Annotated in this window: 19 protein-coding genes; 12 read left to right on the top strand and 7 right to left on the bottom strand. The window is 68.9% G+C overall.

Annotation, left to right across the window (positions count from 1 at the left end):
- Positions 1–28 precede the first annotated feature (28 nt).
- A complete protein-coding gene (locus tag ACVDFE_RS01250) occupies positions 29–1174 on the bottom strand; it encodes an Mrp/NBP35 family ATP-binding protein (RefSeq protein WP_360386221.1) in 1146 nt (381 codons plus the stop codon).
- A gap of 103 nt (positions 1175–1277) precedes the next feature.
- Here ACVDFE_RS01250 and ACVDFE_RS01245 point away from each other — a divergent pair, with 103 nt between their 5' ends.
- Both ACVDFE_RS01245 and ACVDFE_RS01240 read left to right on the top strand, forming a co-directional pair.
- Positions 1278–1745 carry a MarR family winged helix-turn-helix transcriptional regulator gene (locus tag ACVDFE_RS01245; protein WP_360386224.1) on the top strand — a complete coding sequence of 156 codons (468 nt, stop codon included), beginning with the start codon at positions 1278–1280 and terminating at the stop codon, positions 1743–1745.
- The gene (locus tag ACVDFE_RS01240; RefSeq protein ID WP_458429295.1) at positions 1742–2140 is read left to right on the top strand and encodes an NUDIX hydrolase; all 399 of its coding nucleotides are present in this window, start codon (positions 1742–1744) and stop codon (positions 2138–2140) included. Before ACVDFE_RS01245 ends, ACVDFE_RS01240 begins: the two co-directional genes overlap by 4 nt.
- Positions 2141–2164: 24 nt before the next feature.
- On the opposite strand, the gene ACVDFE_RS01235 is transcribed toward ACVDFE_RS01240, so the two are convergent.
- From ACVDFE_RS01235 to ACVDFE_RS01220, 4 genes are read right to left on the bottom strand one after another with little or no spacing between them, the layout of a single operon-like run.
- On the bottom strand, positions 2165–2650 hold the full coding sequence (locus tag ACVDFE_RS01235) for a DUF1003 domain-containing protein (protein ID WP_360386229.1): 486 nt from the start codon (positions 2648–2650) through the stop codon (positions 2165–2167).
- Complete coding sequence (locus tag ACVDFE_RS01230) at positions 2643–3896, bottom strand: magnesium transporter MgtE N-terminal domain-containing protein (protein ID WP_360386232.1); 1254 nt, start codon at positions 3894–3896, stop codon at positions 2643–2645. Before ACVDFE_RS01230 ends, ACVDFE_RS01235 begins: the two co-directional genes overlap by 8 nt.
- 15 nt (positions 3897–3911) lie before the next feature.
- Positions 3912–4745, bottom strand: a complete 834-nt coding sequence (locus tag ACVDFE_RS01225) for an aminoglycoside phosphotransferase family protein (protein ID WP_360386234.1) — start codon at positions 4743–4745, stop codon at positions 3912–3914.
- Positions 4742–5080: a hypothetical protein gene (locus ACVDFE_RS01220; protein ID WP_360386237.1), complete on the bottom strand. Its 339-nt coding sequence runs from the start codon at positions 5078–5080 to the stop codon at positions 4742–4744. The genes ACVDFE_RS01225 and ACVDFE_RS01220 overlap by 4 nt, the downstream gene beginning before the upstream one ends.
- A 110-nt stretch (positions 5081–5190) precedes the next feature.
- Between ACVDFE_RS01220 and ACVDFE_RS01215 the strand changes: the two genes are divergently transcribed.
- Entirely contained in the window at positions 5191–6150 is a 960-nt protein-coding gene (locus ACVDFE_RS01215) for an HpcH/HpaI aldolase/citrate lyase family protein (protein WP_360386239.1), read from the top strand.
- Positions 6151–6297: 147 nt separating this feature from the next.
- The gene (locus ACVDFE_RS01210) at positions 6298–6474 is read left to right on the top strand and encodes a hypothetical protein (protein ID WP_360386241.1); all 177 of its coding nucleotides are present in this window, start codon (positions 6298–6300) and stop codon (positions 6472–6474) included.
- An 8-nt stretch (positions 6475–6482) separates the two neighbouring features.
- On the opposite strand, the gene ACVDFE_RS01205 is transcribed toward ACVDFE_RS01210, so the two are convergent.
- Positions 6483–6866, bottom strand: coding sequence for a DUF4190 domain-containing protein (locus ACVDFE_RS01205; RefSeq protein ID WP_458429294.1), 384 nt, complete (start codon positions 6864–6866; stop codon positions 6483–6485).
- Between the two features lie 201 nt (positions 6867–7067).
- Here ACVDFE_RS01205 and ACVDFE_RS01200 point away from each other — a divergent pair, with 201 nt between their 5' ends.
- Positions 7068–8264 (top strand): acyl-CoA dehydrogenase family protein, encoded by a 1197-nt coding sequence (locus ACVDFE_RS01200; protein WP_360386246.1) that lies wholly within the window; start codon positions 7068–7070, stop codon positions 8262–8264.
- Between the two features lie 19 nt (positions 8265–8283).
- On the opposite strand, the gene ACVDFE_RS01195 is transcribed toward ACVDFE_RS01200, so the two are convergent.
- Entirely contained in the window at positions 8284–8526 is a 243-nt protein-coding gene (locus ACVDFE_RS01195; protein WP_458429293.1) for a hypothetical protein, read from the bottom strand.
- Between the two features lie 26 nt (positions 8527–8552).
- Here ACVDFE_RS01195 and ACVDFE_RS01190 point away from each other — a divergent pair, with 26 nt between their 5' ends.
- The 7 genes from ACVDFE_RS01190 to ACVDFE_RS01160 all read left to right on the top strand — a co-directional run bounded on the left by ACVDFE_RS01190 (position 8553) and on the right by ACVDFE_RS01160 (position 15889).
- On the top strand, positions 8553–9182 hold the full coding sequence (locus ACVDFE_RS01190; RefSeq protein WP_458429292.1) for a hypothetical protein: 630 nt from the start codon (positions 8553–8555) through the stop codon (positions 9180–9182).
- A gap of 575 nt (positions 9183–9757) precedes the next feature.
- On the top strand, positions 9758–10276 hold the full coding sequence (locus ACVDFE_RS01185; RefSeq protein ID WP_360386258.1) for a general stress protein: 519 nt from the start codon (positions 9758–9760) through the stop codon (positions 10274–10276).
- Positions 10277–10451: 175 nt separating this feature from the next.
- Positions 10452–11705, top strand: coding sequence for an ABC transporter substrate-binding protein (locus tag ACVDFE_RS01180; RefSeq protein ID WP_360386260.1), 1254 nt, complete (start codon positions 10452–10454; stop codon positions 11703–11705).
- The gene (locus ACVDFE_RS01175) at positions 11702–12655 is read left to right on the top strand and encodes a carbohydrate ABC transporter permease (RefSeq protein ID WP_360386262.1); all 954 of its coding nucleotides are present in this window, start codon (positions 11702–11704) and stop codon (positions 12653–12655) included. The genes ACVDFE_RS01180 and ACVDFE_RS01175 overlap by 4 nt, the downstream gene beginning before the upstream one ends.
- Positions 12655–13500: a carbohydrate ABC transporter permease gene (locus ACVDFE_RS01170; RefSeq protein ID WP_458429291.1), complete on the top strand. Its 846-nt coding sequence runs from the start codon at positions 12655–12657 to the stop codon at positions 13498–13500. Before ACVDFE_RS01175 ends, ACVDFE_RS01170 begins: the two co-directional genes overlap by 1 nt.
- Before the next feature lie 8 nt (positions 13501–13508).
- The gene (locus ACVDFE_RS01165) at positions 13509–14693 is read left to right on the top strand and encodes an ABC transporter ATP-binding protein (RefSeq protein ID WP_360386268.1); all 1185 of its coding nucleotides are present in this window, start codon (positions 13509–13511) and stop codon (positions 14691–14693) included.
- 308 nt (positions 14694–15001) lie between these two features.
- Positions 15002–15889: an SDR family NAD(P)-dependent oxidoreductase gene (locus ACVDFE_RS01160; protein WP_360386271.1), complete on the top strand. Its 888-nt coding sequence runs from the start codon at positions 15002–15004 to the stop codon at positions 15887–15889.
- Positions 15890–15964 lie beyond the last annotated feature (75 nt).

The following is a 15964-nucleotide window of genomic DNA, read 5'->3' as shown; positions in this document are numbered from 1 at the left end:
TGACGCGGGGCCCCTCGTCCTCGTTCTGCTACCGCCCGGCGGGTGAGACGTTCAGCAGGCGGCCGGCCAGGCCGCGGGAGCGGACCGAGAGCTTCGTCGCCACCTCGGTGAGGACCTGCGCGGCCGCCGAGTCCGGCACGGCCTGCACGATCGGGGTGCCCGCGTCACCGTTCTCCCGCAGCCGCGGGTCCAACGGGATCTGGCCGAGCAACGGCACGTCGGAGCCCACCGCACGGGTCAGCGACTCGGCGACGGCCGCACCGCCGCCCGCGCCGAAGACCTCCATGCGGGAGCCGTCGGGCATCTCCAGCCACGACATGTTCTCGATCACGCCCGCGACCCGCTGCCGGGTCTGCAACGCGATGGAACCGGCGCGTTCGGCCACCTCGGCGGCGGCGGTCTGCGGGGTCGTGACGACCAGGATCTCGGCGTTCGGCACGAGCTGGGCCACGGAGATGGCCACGTCACCGGTGCCCGGCGGGAGGTCGAGGAGCAGGACGTCGAGGTCGCCCCAGAACACGTCGGCCAGGAACTGCTGCAGCGCGCGGTGCAGCATCGGGCCGCGCCACACCACCGGGGTGTTGCCGGGGGTGAACATGCCGATCGAGATGACCTTCACGCCGTGCGCCTGCGGCGGCATGATCATCTTCTCGACCTGGGTGGGACGGCCGTCCGCGCCGAGCATGCGGGGGATCGAGTGGCCGTAGATGTCGGCGTCGACGATGCCGACGGACAGGCCGCGCGCGGCCATGGCGACGGCCAGGTTCACGGTGACCGAGGACTTGCCGACACCGCCCTTGCCGGACGCGACGCAGTACACGCGGGTCAGCGAGCCGGGCTGAGCGAACGGGATGACCGGTTCCTCGGTGCCGCCGCGCAGGGTCTTGCGCAGCTCGGTGCGCTGGGCGTCGCTCATCACGTCGAGGTCGACGCGCACCGACGAGACGCCTTCCAGCGCGGACACGGCCGCGGTGACGTCGGCGGTGATCTTGTCGCGCATCGGGCAGCCGGCGACCGTCAGGTAGACCCCGACCACGACCGAGCCGTCCGCGGCCACCTCGACGTCCTTGACCATGCCGATCTCGGTGATCGGACGGCGGATTTCGGGGTCCTGCACACCGGAGAGCGCCTTGCGGACGTCCTCCGCGGTGGGGAGGGGCTGCGTGGTGGTCACCGATCCATGCTACGTCCGGTTCACGCCCGTCCTACCGGCCGGTCACTTTCCAGCGCAGGCCCAGGTCGTAGCGGGAGGAGCGCTGTCCGTAACATCGACGTCCGTGCCGGAATCGGGTAGTTCCCGATTGCCCACCCGCGTCGAGCTCGGGGTGTGGCGATCGTTCCTCCGCGCGCATGCACGGATCACGCGGGTCCTCGAGACCGAACTGATTGCTGAGCAGCGCCTTTCTCTCGCGGCGTACGACGTGCTGGTTCAACTGGCCGAGTCGCCCTCCACGCGCATGCGCATGACCGAGCTCGCCGACGCCGTCCTGCTGTCCCGCTCCGGCGTGACCCGGCTCGTGGACCGGCTGGAACGCGCGGGGCTCGTCGGGCGGGAACGCGCCGACGGTGACGGACGCGGCATCGTGGCCGTGCTCACACCGCTCGGTGCCGAACGCCTCCGCAGCGCCTCCACCACCCACCTGGCGGGCGTCGCCGAGCACTTCGGCGAGAGCTTCGGACCCGGTGAGCTGGAGGCCTTCGGACGCACCTGCGACCGGCTGGCCGCGGACGACGTCTTCCCGTGATCACCGTCGTGGGACTCGTGCACGTCGAGGTCGGCCGCCTCCTCGTTGTGCGCTCACGCAACAAGAAGGCCTTCTACCTCCCCGGCGGCAAGATCGAGCCCGGCGAGACCCCGGCCGAGGCGCTGCGCAGGGAGGTCCGCGAGGAGCTCGGCACCGACCTCGACCGCCCCGAGGTGCTTCAGCGCTACGTCGCCCCCGCGTACGGCGAGGGAGAGGGCGCGATCGTCGACATGACCTGCTTCACGGCGGAGCTGCTCGGCACACCGCAGCCGACGAGCGAGATCGCCGAGCTCACCTACGTCACCCGCGACGAGTACCGCGCGCACGCCGAGACGGCACCCGCGATCCACGACGTGCTGGCCGACCTGGTCGAGGCCGGGCACGTCAGGCCGTGAGCAGCGGCTGGTCCCGGTCGGCCGTCACGGCCTGACCTTCTTGCGGTTGTCCTGCTCCTTCACCAGCTTCTCCAGCTCACCGCGGATGAAGTCGCGCGTCGCCACCTCGCCGAGGGCCAGTCGCACCGCGGCCAGTTCGCGCGCCAGGTACTCGGTGTCCGCCTTCGTCTGCGCCGCCCGCTTGCGGTCCTCCTCCAGCGACACCCGGTCCCGGTCGTCCTGCCGGTTCTGCGCGAGCAGGATCAGCGGTGCGGCGTAGGCGGCCTGGGTCGAGAACGCCAGGTTCAGCAGGATGAACGGGTACGGGTCCCACCGCAACGACACCGCGACGAGGTTCACCGTGATCCAGACGACGACGATCAGCGTCTGCCAGAACAGGAACTTGCCGGTGCCGAGGAAGCGCGCGAGCCGCTCGGAGAGCTGTCCGAACGTGTCGGGGTCGATCGAGAACCGGAAACCCCTCGGTTCGCGCGGCTGGTCGAGCCTGCGGCGGGGCAGTACTTCAGGCATGGCTCAGTCCCGTCTCGCGCCAGTTGTCCGGCAGCAGGTGGTCCAGCACGTCGTCGACGGTGACCGCGCCGAGCAGGTGCTCGGTGTCGTCGATCACCGGTGCGCACACCAGGTTGTAGGTGGCGAAGTAACGGGTCACGTCGCTCAGCGAGGCGTTCGGCGACAACCGGGCCAGGTCGGTGTCGAGCACGCCGGCGACGAGGTCGAACGGTGGTTCGCGCAGCAGCCGCTGGATGTGCACGCAGCCGAGGTAGCGGCCCGTCGGCGTCGCGGAGGGGGAGCGGCAGACGAAGACCATCGACGCCAGCGCCGGCGTGAGGTCGGGGTTGCGCACCCGTGCCAGCGCCTCCGCGATCGTCGCGTCCGGCGTCAGGATGATCGGTTCCGGCGTCATCAGACCGCCCGCGGTGTCGAACGAGTACTCCAGCAGGCGGCGGACCGGTTCGGACTCCTCGGGTTCCATGAGGTCGAGCAGCCGGTCCTTCGTCACCTCGGACAGCTCGGCGAGCAGGTCGGCCGCGTCGTCCGGGTTCATCGCCTCCAGGACGTCCGCGGCGCGTTCCTCGTCCAGGTGCGACAGGACGTCCTTCTGGTCCTCTTCGGACAGTTCCTCGATGACGTCCGCGAGCCGTTCGTCGTCGAGGGCGTCCGCGACCTCGTGGCGGCGCTTGGGCGGCAGCTCGTGGAGGGCGTGGGCCACGTCGGCCGCGCGCATGCCCTCGAACACCGCGACGAGCTGCTGCGCACCCTGCGGCTGGCCGGCGAGCTGGTTCACGCTCAGACCGCTGACGTCCTCCCACCGCCACACCTGCACCGGTCCGCGCCGGCCGAGGCGTCCGGAGCGCCGGCGGACCGCGACCTTGACCATCCGCCAGTCACGGGTGCGGGTCAGCTCCATCGCGGCGTCGGTGACGGTCGCGGACGAACCGTCCTCCAGCTCCACCGTGGCGTCCAGCACCTCGCCGATCACCAGGACCTCGTTGACCCGCTGGTGGAACGGCCGCAGGTTCACCGACCCGGTCGCGAGCGTCACCGCGTTCGGCTCGACCGTGGTGACCCGCAGCATCGGCACGAAGATCCGCCGGCGGGTGGCGAGCTCGACGACCATCCCGAGCACCCGCGGTGGCTGCCGGTCGATGCGGAGGCTGATCACGACGTCCCTGGCCTTGCCGATGGGTTCGCCATCGGGGCCGAAGACGGGGAGTCCGGCCAACTGCGCGATGTAGACCCTGTTCACAGCCACCACGACAGCGAGCCTAGATCAGGACCTGACCGCCCACTCGGCGATCTCGGCGCAGATGGCCGCTTGGTCCGGCAGGTCCTCCTCCAGGCACCAGATCCAGTTCGCCACCGCGCGCTGCAACGTCCAGTCGCGGGCCTTCGCCACGTCCAGCTCGCCCGCGTCGCACAGCGCGAGGAACCGGCCGGTCAGCCCCCTGCGCCCGTCCAGCTCGCCGAACCTGTTCCACAGCAACGGGATCATGCAGTACTCGGGGTCACCGGACAGCGGCTTCGGGTCGATCATGAGCCACGGTTCCCGGTCGCCGCGCAGCACGTTCCGGTAGTGCAGGTCCTCGTTGACGAGCGTCGTGCCCATCGGCCGGGTGCCCGCCTCCCTGGCCGCGTCGAGCAGCCTGCGGGGAACGGCCGGGTGCTCCTTCAGCGTGTCCGTGAACCGGCGGAAGTTCGCAGGCGCTTCGAGGTGCCGGTGGCGGCGCAGCAGATCACCGATCACGCCGACGGCGAGGTCGATCGGTTCGTCGTCGAGCGAGTGCTGGTCGAGGCGTTCCAGCAGCAACGCGCCCAGCTCCGCGTCGTGGCCGAGCAAGCGAACCGCGCCGTTGCCGTCGTAGAGCCGCAACGCGATCGGCTCGTGCTCGGTCTCGCGGTCGACCCACGTCAGCTTCAGCACGGCCGGGTGCCCGTCCGGCCGGCGCACCGGGAGCACGACGGCGCAGAACCCGTTCATCAGCGCGCCGTCCGGGGTGAGCCGCCAGCGCGCGCACGCCTTCGTGGCCAGTGAAGGCAGCTTCGCGACCCACTCCGGCGCGCCCTCGCCGAGCTCGAGCCCGAAGCCCTCCGGCACGGTGATCACGCGCCGAACTCCAGCCGGTACACCGCGTCCCACTCGGGTTTCGTGTTGAGCCGCGCGGTCTTCAGCGCCTGGGCCGTCTCGTCGTCCGGTTCCACGAGCCGGGCCGTGGCCTGCGCGTCGACGAGGTGCGAGTGCGTGCTGGGGGAGCGGACGGTGACGGTGACCTCGGCGCCGTCGGCCAGTCCGGGCACCTGCTGTTCCGTGCCGCCGGTGATCACCCACAACGCGTCGTCGCGCCAGTGGGCGTGCACCAGCTTCGGTTCGCGGCCGGGTGAGGTGATCCACACGGCGGCCGCTTTCCGCAGCGCCGCGTCGAGGATGCGCGTGATCTCCACCGGTTCAGACTGCCAGGGGCTGTGAGACGGGACTCAGCGGACATGCGCCCCGCAGCGATGCGTGCCACTGTGGCCCACATAGTTACCGGCCGGTACGAGGAGGTACTCCAGTGGTCGACCAGCAGCGTCCCCGTCGCTCGTGTCTGGCGGTCCCCGGCTCGAGCCAGAAGATGATCGACAAGGCCCGCACGCTGCCGGCGGACCAGGTGTTCCTGGACCTGGAGGACGCCTGCGCGCCCCTGGCCAAGCCGGACGCCCGCAAGACCATCGTCGCGTCCCTCAACGAGGGCGGCTGGGACGGCAAGGCCCGTGTCGTGCGCGTCAACGACTGGACGACGGAGTGGACCTACCGCGACGTCACCGAGGTCGTCGAGGGCGCGGGTGCGAACCTCGACTGCATCATGCTGCCGAAGGTCCAGACGCCGGAGCAGGTCGTGGCGCTCGACCTCCTGCTCACCCAGATCGAGAAGACCATGGGCCACGAGGTCGGCAAGATCGGCATCGAGGCGCAGATCGAGAACGCCCTGGGTCTCAACAACGTCAACGCGATCGCCACCGCGTCCCCGCGCGTCGAGACGATCATCTTCGGCCCCGCGGACTTCATGGCGTCGATCAACATGAAGTCGCTGGTCGTCGGCGAGCAGCCGCCCGGCTACGACGTGGGCGACGCCTACCACTACATCCTGATGCGGATCCTGATGGCCGCGCGGGCCCACGACAAGCAGGCCATCGACGGCCCGTACCTGCAGATCCGCGACGTCGAGGGCTACAAGCGCGTCGCCGGCCGGTCCGCGGCACTGGGCTTCGACGGCAAGTGGGTGCTGCACCCCGGCCAGATCGAGGCGGCCAACGAGGTCTTCAGCCCCAAGCAGGACGACTACGACCACGCCGAGAACATCCTCGACGCCTACGAGTACTACACGTCCGAGGCGGGCGGGAAGCGCGGCGCCGTGATGCTCGGCGACGAGATGATCGACGAGGCGTCGCGGAAGATGGCGCTCGTGATCTCCGGCAAGGGACGCGCCGCGGGCATGTCGCGTGCGAACGTGTGGACGCCCCCGGAGGACTGAGTTCCGTCACGGGTTGTGCGCCATTTCACCCCTGATGTCACTGGACGTGGCCGACCGTCACGGGTTGCGTTCAAAACGGGTGAGGTGACGCACAATCCGTGACCGGGGTTTGCGATCTCGCCCCGGTGCGGGTGCATGCTCTGGGGCATGTCACGTTCGAGTAACGGCAAGGCGGGCAGGCGCCTGCGGCTCTTCAAGCGCCGCGAGGACGACCTGCTCGAGCGCAGCTTCCGCAGCTGCCCTGGATGCGATGCCGACGTCCACGTGTTCGCCGACGTGTGCCGCCACTGCGGTGGTGCGCTGGAGATCGCCCTCGCGGGCTGAGCTCACCGCTAGTACGTGCTGCCCTGCTTGGCCGCCGCGATGATCGCGATGATGACGATCGCGAAGTACAGCAGATAACCGGCGATCACCAGGTACCCGACGATGAGGCCCGCGAGCGCCAGGCCGCGGCCGTCCTCCTCGCCCCGCTTGATCCGCCCCATCGCGATGTGGCCGAAGATGACGCCGATGATGGACGTCACGCCGCAGGTCGCGATGCCCACGCAGGACAGCACGAGCGCGAGGATCGCGTTCGTCTGCGGCTTCGGCACGGGCGGCGGGTAGCCGTAGCCGTACATCGGCTGCGCGCCGTACGGGCCGGGTTGCTGGCCGTAGGGCTGGCCGGGCTGCTGGCCGTACGGGTCCTGCTTCGGGTTGTACGGGTCGTAGGTCATCGCTGGTCCCCCTAGGTGTGGTGAGGCGGGATCTTAAGTCCGCACTGTTCATTCGCCGCGCATGGGTGCGCGATCACACCTGTTGGGGAAGCTGTTTCGGTACAGCCGCCATGGCTGTGTTGCGGAGAGCACACCACGGTCGCGAACGAGCGTTAACCGGTCCATACTCGCCGGTAACTCTTGCTTCGGAAGGGAAGTGCGATGGCGCGCCTCGCCCAGACCGCGGGTCTCACGGACATCCAGGAAGAAATCCTCGCGACCGTTCGCACGTTCGTGGACAAGGAGATCATCCCGCACGCGCAGGCGCTGGAGCACGGCGACACCTACCCCGCCGACATCGTCGAGGGCATGAAGGAGATGGGCCTGTTCGGCCTGACGATCCCGGAGGAGTTCGGCGGGCTCGGCGAGTCGCTGCTGACCTACGCGCTCGTCGTCGAGCAGATCGCGCGCGGCTGGATGAGCGTCTCCGGTGTCATCAACACCCACTTCATCGTGGCGCACATGCTCAAGCAGCACGGCACGCAGGAGCAGAAGGAGAAGTACCTGCCGCGGATGGCCGCGGGCGAGGTGCGCGGCTCGTTCTCGATGTCGGAGCCCGAGCTGGGCTCGGACGTGGCCGCGATCCGCACGAAGGCCGTCAAGGGCGCGGACGGCTACACGATCAACGGCCAGAAGATGTGGCTGACCAACGGCGGCACGTCGAACCTGACCGCCGTGCTCGTGAAGACCGACGAGGGCGCGGACAAGCCGCACCAGAACCTCACGACGTTCCTGGTGGAGAAGCCGGAGGGCTACGGGGAGGTCCTGCCCGGCCTCACGATCCCCGGCAAGATCGACAAGATGGGCTACAAGGGCGTCGACACCACCGAGATGGTGTTCGACGGCTTCGAGATCTCCGCCGACCAGGTCCTCGGCGGCGCCACCGGCCAGGGCTTCCGGCACATGATGGACGGCGTCGAGGTGGGCCGCGTGAACGTGGCCGCCCGCGCGTGCGGCATCGCGCTCCGCGCCTTCGAGCTCGCGATCGAGTACTCGCAGCAGCGCAGGACGTTCGGCAAGGCCATCGCCGAGCACCAGGCCATCGCGTTCAAGCTCGCCGAGATGGCCACCAAGGTCGAGGCGGCGCACCTGATGATGGTCAACGCGGCGCGCCTGAAGGACTCCGGTCAGCGCAACGACGTCGAGGCCGGCATGGCCAAGCTCATCGCCTCGGAGTACTGCGCGGAGGTGACGCAGGAGGCGTTCCGCATCCACGGCGGCTACGGCTACTCCAAGGAGTACGAGATCGAGCGCCTGATGCGCGAGGCGCCGTTCCTGCTGATCGGCGAGGGCACCTCGGAGATCCAGAAGACGATCATCTCCCGGGGTCTGCTGCGGGAGTACCAGAGCCGGGGTTAGCCCGTTGGGGGTCGCTCCTTCACGGGAGTGGCCCCTGACGCTCCCCGTCCGGCCCGCACCGGGACTGCGCCAGGTCGCCGCGCTCGTTGGCGTGCAACGGGTTCTCGCCACCGCACCCCGTCGTGCCGTCGAACACCCCGGCGGTGGCCGGGTCCTGTGGCAGCTCACCGAACACCTCGACGAGGTGCCGCCGGAGCTGACGACGTTCCTCCGCCCGTGCCGCACTGAAACCCGGTTGCCCGCAGGTCCACACTCGAACCACACGTTCGACGATGCTCTGGTGACCTCATGACGCACCCCCTGGCCGGCCCGACCCGCCGCCTCGCCCTGCCCGCCTCCGCCCAGCGCGCTCATCTGGAGTCGATCGGCACCGCTCCGTCCACCGACGAGCTCGCCCTGGAGTTCGACGACGTCCGCCGGCACCCGGTCCCGCCGGCCGCCGGCCCGTTCGTCGACCGCATCGACACCCTGCTGGAGACGATGAGCGGCCCCGGCCCGGTGTGGCACGTCACCTCACTGCCCACTGCCGCGCAGTGGGCCGAGCTCCGCCTGCTCGCCGCCGAGCTCCTGCGCCACCTCCCGGCCCACCCGCGCCCACTGGCCCCGTCCGAACGCGAACTGCTGGCTCTCCTGCTCACCGACTTCCCCGGCCTGCACGCCCAGCTCGACCACGTCCAGGTGCGCGCACCGTGGTACGACGGATCGGCCAGCCTCGACCTCGACACCTCCGGCCCCGCTGCTGACGTGCCCGACGGCGTGCTGCCGGTCAGCGCCGAGGTGCACTCGAACGGCGAGCACATCGGCGAACTGCTGCTGTGGGTCGCCAACGGCCGGTTGTCCGCCATCGAGTACGCCTGGGTCACCGACGAACCCCCGCACACCCTGCCTCCCGCGGCCGCGGTGACCACCCGGCGCTGACCGCTCGCTGCTCGGCTTCGACCGGCCGCGCACGCTGGCGATCACCCACGTCGTCGACGGCGACCTCGGCAAGGCCGCCGCGGTGATCGAGGAGGAGCGGGAGCGGGTGGGGGCGGGCAAGGACGCCTACGCGCGCGCCCACCGTGCGTTCGTGCACCGGTTCGGGCTGGTCTTCGCCTAGGTTCGAGGGCGGCAAGTGGCCCACGGATCGTGTGGGAAGTCGTCGGATCATCAACCGGGGAAGCTTCTACGTCTGAGGGACGGCTCGATGAGCAAGGCGTCCTTCGAAGCAGGAGGAGAGGTGGTCGTTGACGGAAAGTCGATCACGGGGGAGCTAGCGTTTCACGATGCGCTTGCCGGCCCGCTCGACTTCGGGATCGTCAAGATCCTCTCCGCCGTGGCGGAGAGATGCGCCGCGTCCCGCCGAGCACAGGTTCGTCGTCTGGTTCGAGTAGCGCGCTGTGGGCGTTGCGGTCAGTGGAGCAATCCGGCAAAACACCCGTAGGCGTCTCAGCACGGCGCACCGGGCACTGGCAGGATGGGACGATCAGCGCGTCCGACAGAGGTGGTCCCCTGTGACGAGTCCGTTCGCCAACCCGAACCGACCCGGTGTCCCGCCACGCCTGCCCACGCCGCCGACGGGGTGGCCGGTCGGGTCGTACGCCACCTACGAGGAGGCGCAGCGGGCGGTCGACTTCCTGGCGCTCGAGGACTTCCCGGTGCAGGACGTGACGATCGTCGGCGTGGACCTGATGCTGGTCGAGCGGGTCACCGGGAAGCTCACCTGGGGGCGCGTCCTCATGACCGGTGCCGCCAGCGGTGCGTGGTTCGGTCTGTTCGTCGGCCTGCTGCTGACCCTCTTCAGCCCGGAACCGGGGGTGACGGTCGGGCCGGTGCTCACGGGTCTGATCACCGGTGTGTTCTTCGGGCTCGTGTTCGCCGCGGTCGGCTACGGGTCGGCGCGGGGCAAGCGGGACTTCCAGTCGGCGAGCCAGCTGGTGGCAGGGCGGTACGACGTGCTGTGCCACCCGAAATCGGCGGAGAAGGGCCGTGACCTGCTGGCCAGGCTGGCCATGCGCCCTTCAAACCCCTAGCTGTTGAGACATGAAGAACAGCTATTGGTTCTGAATCGTTGCCTCTCTTGGTTGCGGCTCCTGATCACCAGGCCTAGGTTCGGTGCACCGGTCCGCCGGGTGCGGCCGGTGGCACGACGAGGTGCCGGGCATTGCGGTCTGGCTCCTCCGTGCAGTCGGGAAGGAGGCAGGGCCGATGGGTGCGAACCGACGCCATCGACTCGCCGCCGGTGTGGGGGTCGCGTTGCTCGCGGCATCAACCGTCACGGCGTGCGGGTCGAGCGACGACGGCATCACCGTCAACGTCTACAAATACCCCCAGGAGAACTTCCAGGCGATCGTCGACAACTGCAATGCCAAGGCCGCGGGGCGCTACAAGATCGTCTACAACAAGCTGCCGCGGGAAGCGGACGGTCAGCGCGAGCAGATGGTGCGCAGACTCGCCGCCGAGGACGACAGCATGGACGTCCTCGGTCTTGACGTCACGTGGACGGCCGAGCTCGCGGAGGCGGGCTGGCTCAAGGAGTTCACCGGGTCCGTCAAGTCGCAGGTGGAGAGCGGCACGCTGAGGACGCCGCTGGAGACCGCCACCTACGAGGGCAAGCTCTACGCGGCCCCGGACAACACGAACGTCCAGCTCCTCTGGTACCGCTCGGACCTCGTGCCGAAGGCGCCGACGACGTGGGACGAGATGATCACGATGGCCGAGGACCTGGTCGCACAGGGCAAACCCGGCCGGATCGTGGGGCAGGGCAAGCAGTACGAGGGGCTCGTCGTGCTGTACAACACCCTGGTCAACTCCAACGGTGGCAAGATCATCGACGAGAGCGGCACCAAGGCCGTGGTCGACGACAAGGCCGTGGAAGCGTTGGCGGCGCTGAAGAAGCTCGCCACGTCCAAGGCGATCGACCCGTCGTTCTCCAACGCCGCGGAGGACAACGCGCGCCTGGCCATGGAGAACGGCAACGCCGCGTTCCAGCTCAACTGGCCGTACGTCTACGCGGCGGCGCAGAAGAAGCCGGACTTCGCGAAGAACTTCAAGTGGGCGCCGTACCCCGCGTTCGGCGGTGACAAGTCGAAGGTCACCGTCGGTGGCATCAACTTCGCCGTCAGCGCGTACACCAGGCACCCGGACGAGTCGTTCGACGCGGTGCTGTGCCTGCGCAGCGCGGAGAACCAGAAGCTCGCCGCGCTCAAGGACGGTGTGCCGCCGACCATCGAGGCCGTCTACGACGAGCCCGAGATGGCCGAGGCGTACCCGATGCGCGACACCATCAAGGAGACGCTGAAGAACGCGAGTGTGCGGCCGCGCACGCCCGCCTACCAGAACGCGTCGACCGTGATCGCCACGGTCCTGTCGCCGCCGGCGAGCATCGACCCCAAGGCGACCGGTGACCGGCTGCGCCAGGAACTCCAGGACGCACTCGACTCCAAGGGGGTGCTGCCGTGAGCCACGCGACTGCGGAGAAGACCGGGGCAGCGACAGCGGAGCCCGTCGCTCCCAAGAAGAAGGTGGCGCTCAGCGAGGGCAAGAAGGCCGAGCGCAGGCTCGGCTGGCTGCTCTGCGCGCCGGCCGCGCTCACCATGGTCGCGGTGACCGGCTGGCCGATCCTCTACTCGCTGCTGCTGTCGATGCAGAAGTTCGACCTGAAGTTCCCCGACCGCACCGAATGGGTGTGGTTCGACAACTACGTCGCCGTGCTCAGCAGCCCGTACTGGTGGAACGCGGTGTGGGTGACGGTCGTGCTGACCGTCGTCACGGTCGCGATCGAGCTGGTGCTGGGCATGTCGCTCGCCCTGATCATGCACCGCGCGCTGGTCGGCCGGGGCATCGTCCGCACGACGACGTTGATCCCGTACGGCATCGTGACGGTCGTGGCCGCGTTCTCCTGGCGCTTCGCCTGGACGCCCGGCACCGGCTACCTCGCGGAGGCCCTCGGCGGTGAGCCGGTGCTGACCGAGAAGATCCCCGCGCTCATGGTCGTGGGCCTCGCGGAGATCTGGAAGACCACGCCGTTCATGGCCCTGCTGCTGATGGCCGGTCTGGCACTGGTGCCGGACGACCTGCTCAAGGCCGCCGCGATGGACGGCGCGAGCGGGTGGCAGCGGTTCATCAAGATCACCGTGCCGATCATGAAGCCGGCGATCCTGGTGGCACTGCTGTTCCGCACGCTCGACGCGTTCCGCATCTTCGACAACCTCTTCGTGCTCACCGCGGGCTCGCAGGGCACGTCGTCGGTGTCGATGCTGACCTACAACAACCTGATCAAGGGCTTGAACCTCGGCATCGGATCGACCATGTCCGTGCTGATCTTCATCATGGTCGCGATCATCGCGTTCGTGTTCATCAAGCTCTTCGGCACCGCTGCCCCCGGCAGTGACGACGGGGGGAAGCGCTGATGGCTGGAATCGGAGGAGCGGAGACCACCGGCAAGAAGGTCGGCTGGGGCCTGCTCAACGCCGTCGTGGTGATCTACGCGCTGTTGCCGGTGCTGTGGATCGTGTCGTTGTCGTTCAAGTCGTCGGCGACGCTGGCGGACGGCAACTTCATCCCGCGCGAGTGGAGTCTGGAGAACTACCGCAACATCTTCTCGACGTCCGAGTTCACGCGGGCGCTGATCAACTCCATCGGCATCGCGCTCATCGCGACCGCGATCGCCGTGGTGTTCGGCACCATGGCCGCCTACGCCATCGCCCGGCTCGACTTCCCCGGGAAGAACCTGCTGGTCGGCGTCTCGCTGCTGATCGCGATGTTCCCGCAGGTCTCGCTCGTGTCGCCGTTGTTCGAGATCGAGCGCTCGCTCGGCCTCTTCGACACGTGGCCCGGCCTGATCCTGCCGTACATCACGTTCGCGCTGCCGCTCGCGATCTACACCCTGTCGGCGTTCTTCCGCGAGATCCCCTGGGAAGCCGAGAAGGCGGCCAAGATGGACGGTGCGACGCCGGGGCAGGCGTTCCGTCGCGTCATCGCGCCGCTGGCCGCGCCGGGCGTGTTCACGACGGCGATCCTGGTGTTCATCTTCTGCTGGAACGACTTCCTCTTCGCGATCTCGCTCACCTCGACCGAGCAGTCGCGGACCGTGCCGGTGGCGCTGTCGTTCTTCACCGGCAGCTCGCAGTTCGAGGACCCGGCCGGGTCGATCGCGGCGGCCGCCGTCGTGATCACCATCCCGATCATCCTCTTCGTGTTGTTCTTCCAGCGCCGGATCGTCGCCGGCCTGACCTCCGGCGCCGTCAAGGGGTGAGTTGACCAATGGCAGAGATCGTTCTGGACAAGGTGACGAAGAGGTACCCCGACGGCGCGCTGGCCGTCCAGGAGGTCAACCTCGAGATCGCCGACGGCGAGTTCATCATCCTGGTCGGACCGTCCGGCTGCGGGAAGTCCACCACGCTCAACATGATCGCGGGCCTGGAGGACATCACCGACGGCGAGCTGCGCATCGGCGGGCAGCGCGTCAACGAGAAGGCGCCCAAGGACCGCGACATCGCGATGGTGTTCCAGTCCTACGCGCTGTACCCGCACATGACGGTGAAGGAGAACATGGCCTTCCCGTTGCGGCTGGCCAAGGTCGACAACGCCACGGTCGAGAAGAAGGTCAAGGAGGCCGCGGAGATCCTCGACCTGTCGCAGCACCTCGACCGCAAGCCGTCCAACCTGTCCGGTGGCCAGCGGCAGCGCGTGGCCATGGGCCGCGCGATCGTGCGCAGCCCCAAGGCGTTCCTCATGGACGAGCCGCTGTCCAACCTGGACGCCAAGCTGCGCGTGCAGATGCGCACCTCGGTGTCGCGCCTGCAGAAGCAGCTCGGCACGACCACGGTGTACGTGACGCACGACCAGACCGAGGCCATGACCCTCGGCGACCGGGTCGTCGTCATGCGCGGCGGGATCGTGCAGCAGATCGGCGCGCCGCAGTTCCTCTACGACAACCCGGCCAACCTCTTCGTCGCGGGCTTCATCGGCTCGCCGTCGATGAACTTCGTGCCGGCGTCGCTGGAGAACGGCGGCCTGCGCTCGGCGCTCGGCGACGTGACGCTGACCGACCGGGTGCGGCAGCTGCTGGAGGGTGCCGACGCGCCCCGCGAGGTGATCATGGGCATCCGCCCGGAGCACTTCGAGGACGCGGCGCTGGTGGACGGCGCGGTGCTGTCCTCCGGTGGCAAGTTCACGTCCAACGTGGACGTGCTGGAGTCGATGGGCTCGGACAAGTACGCCTACTTCAACCTCAAGGGCGAGCAGGTCACCTCGGCCGACCTGCAGGACCTCGCGGCGGACATGGGCGCGGACGACGTGCCGGGTGACGGCATCTCGCTCGTCACGCGGCTGTCGTCGGCGTCGGGTGCCACCGCGGGCTCCCCCGCGGAGATCTGGTTCGACGCCGACAAGATCCAGCTCTTCGACCCGTCCAGCGGCAAGAACCTGACCTACACGGACCGGTGAACTGTCGAATTCAGGGCCGCCTCCCCCAGCGGGAGGCGGCCCTTTTCGATGCTTTCGGGGACCATTTGGGTGTTTTCCTCGCAATTTGTCACTCGAACAGGTGAGGGCAAAAGCCCGGGGTACCACCGGGCCGATCAGTCGGGGTCATCTGCCGGGGTGAACTCGCTGCGCCATTGGGCGCTCGGCAGCGTCACCTCAACGAAACGTGGTGAGCACCGCTTCGGTTGGTCCGCACGCTTGTCGAAGGCGGGTACAGGGCCACAGGGGGGTCAGGGGAACCACCGCCGAGAACCGAAAGAGAGCGTGCAATGGGGATCCTGGACGGAAAAGCCGTCGTCATCACAGGGGCGGGCCGAGGACTCGGCGAGGCCTACGCGATGCACGCGGCGCTGGCGGGCGCCTCGGTGGTGGTCAACGACAACGACGGTGACCTGGCCGAGAACGTGGCGGAGCACATCCGCGGCTACGGCGGCCGCGCGGTCGCCTCCAACCACACGGTGGCGGACCCGAGCGAGGCCGCGAAGATCGTGGACCTGTGCGTCGACGAGTTCGGCCGCATCGACGGCCTGGTCAACAACGCGGGCCTGAACTACGAGACGCTGCCGTGGGAGGACGACCCGGAGACCATCCGGGAGGTCGTCGAGGTGAACGTGCTCGGCGTCATCTACGTCGGAATCGCCGCCATGCGCGCAATGCGCGGGTCCGGCGGCGGCTCGATCATCAACATTTCCTCCGGCGCCTCCTTCGGCCAGCGCAAACTCGGCACCTATTCCGCGACCAAGGGCGCGGTCGCGTCGCTGAGCTACTCGTGGGCGCTCGACCTGGAGTCCGAGGGCATCCGCGTGAACGCCGTCTGCCCCGTCGCCCACACGCGAATGGTGTGGAAGTCCGAACGTTCCCTGCGCGCCATTCCGGCCGACCGCACACCGGGCAAGGTGGCGCCGCTGGTGCTGTTCCTGCTGTCGGACCGTTCCGAGGGCATCACCGGGCAGGTCGTGCGGTGCAACGGCAGGCAGCTGCACATCGTGGGGCAGCCGTACTTCAAGCAACCGATCCTGGAGAGCGACAACTGGGACACCGCCTCCGTGGAGCGGGCGTTCACGGGCGTGCTGCAGGCCCACCTCGAACCGTACGGGCTGGAGAAGAGGATGCCTCCCCGGCTCCGCGCACTGGTGGAGCCGTCGCAGACCGCCTGAGCCCGCGGCGGCCGCGCGGACCTGCCGTCACGGTCCGCTTCCAGGGCATGTGATCACCGATTGAGGCGCTCGGGT

The organism is Lentzea chajnantorensis (assembly GCF_054300775.1).
Note: the sequence above shows the minus strand (reverse complement) of the source record. Positions and strands in the feature narration are given on the sequence as shown.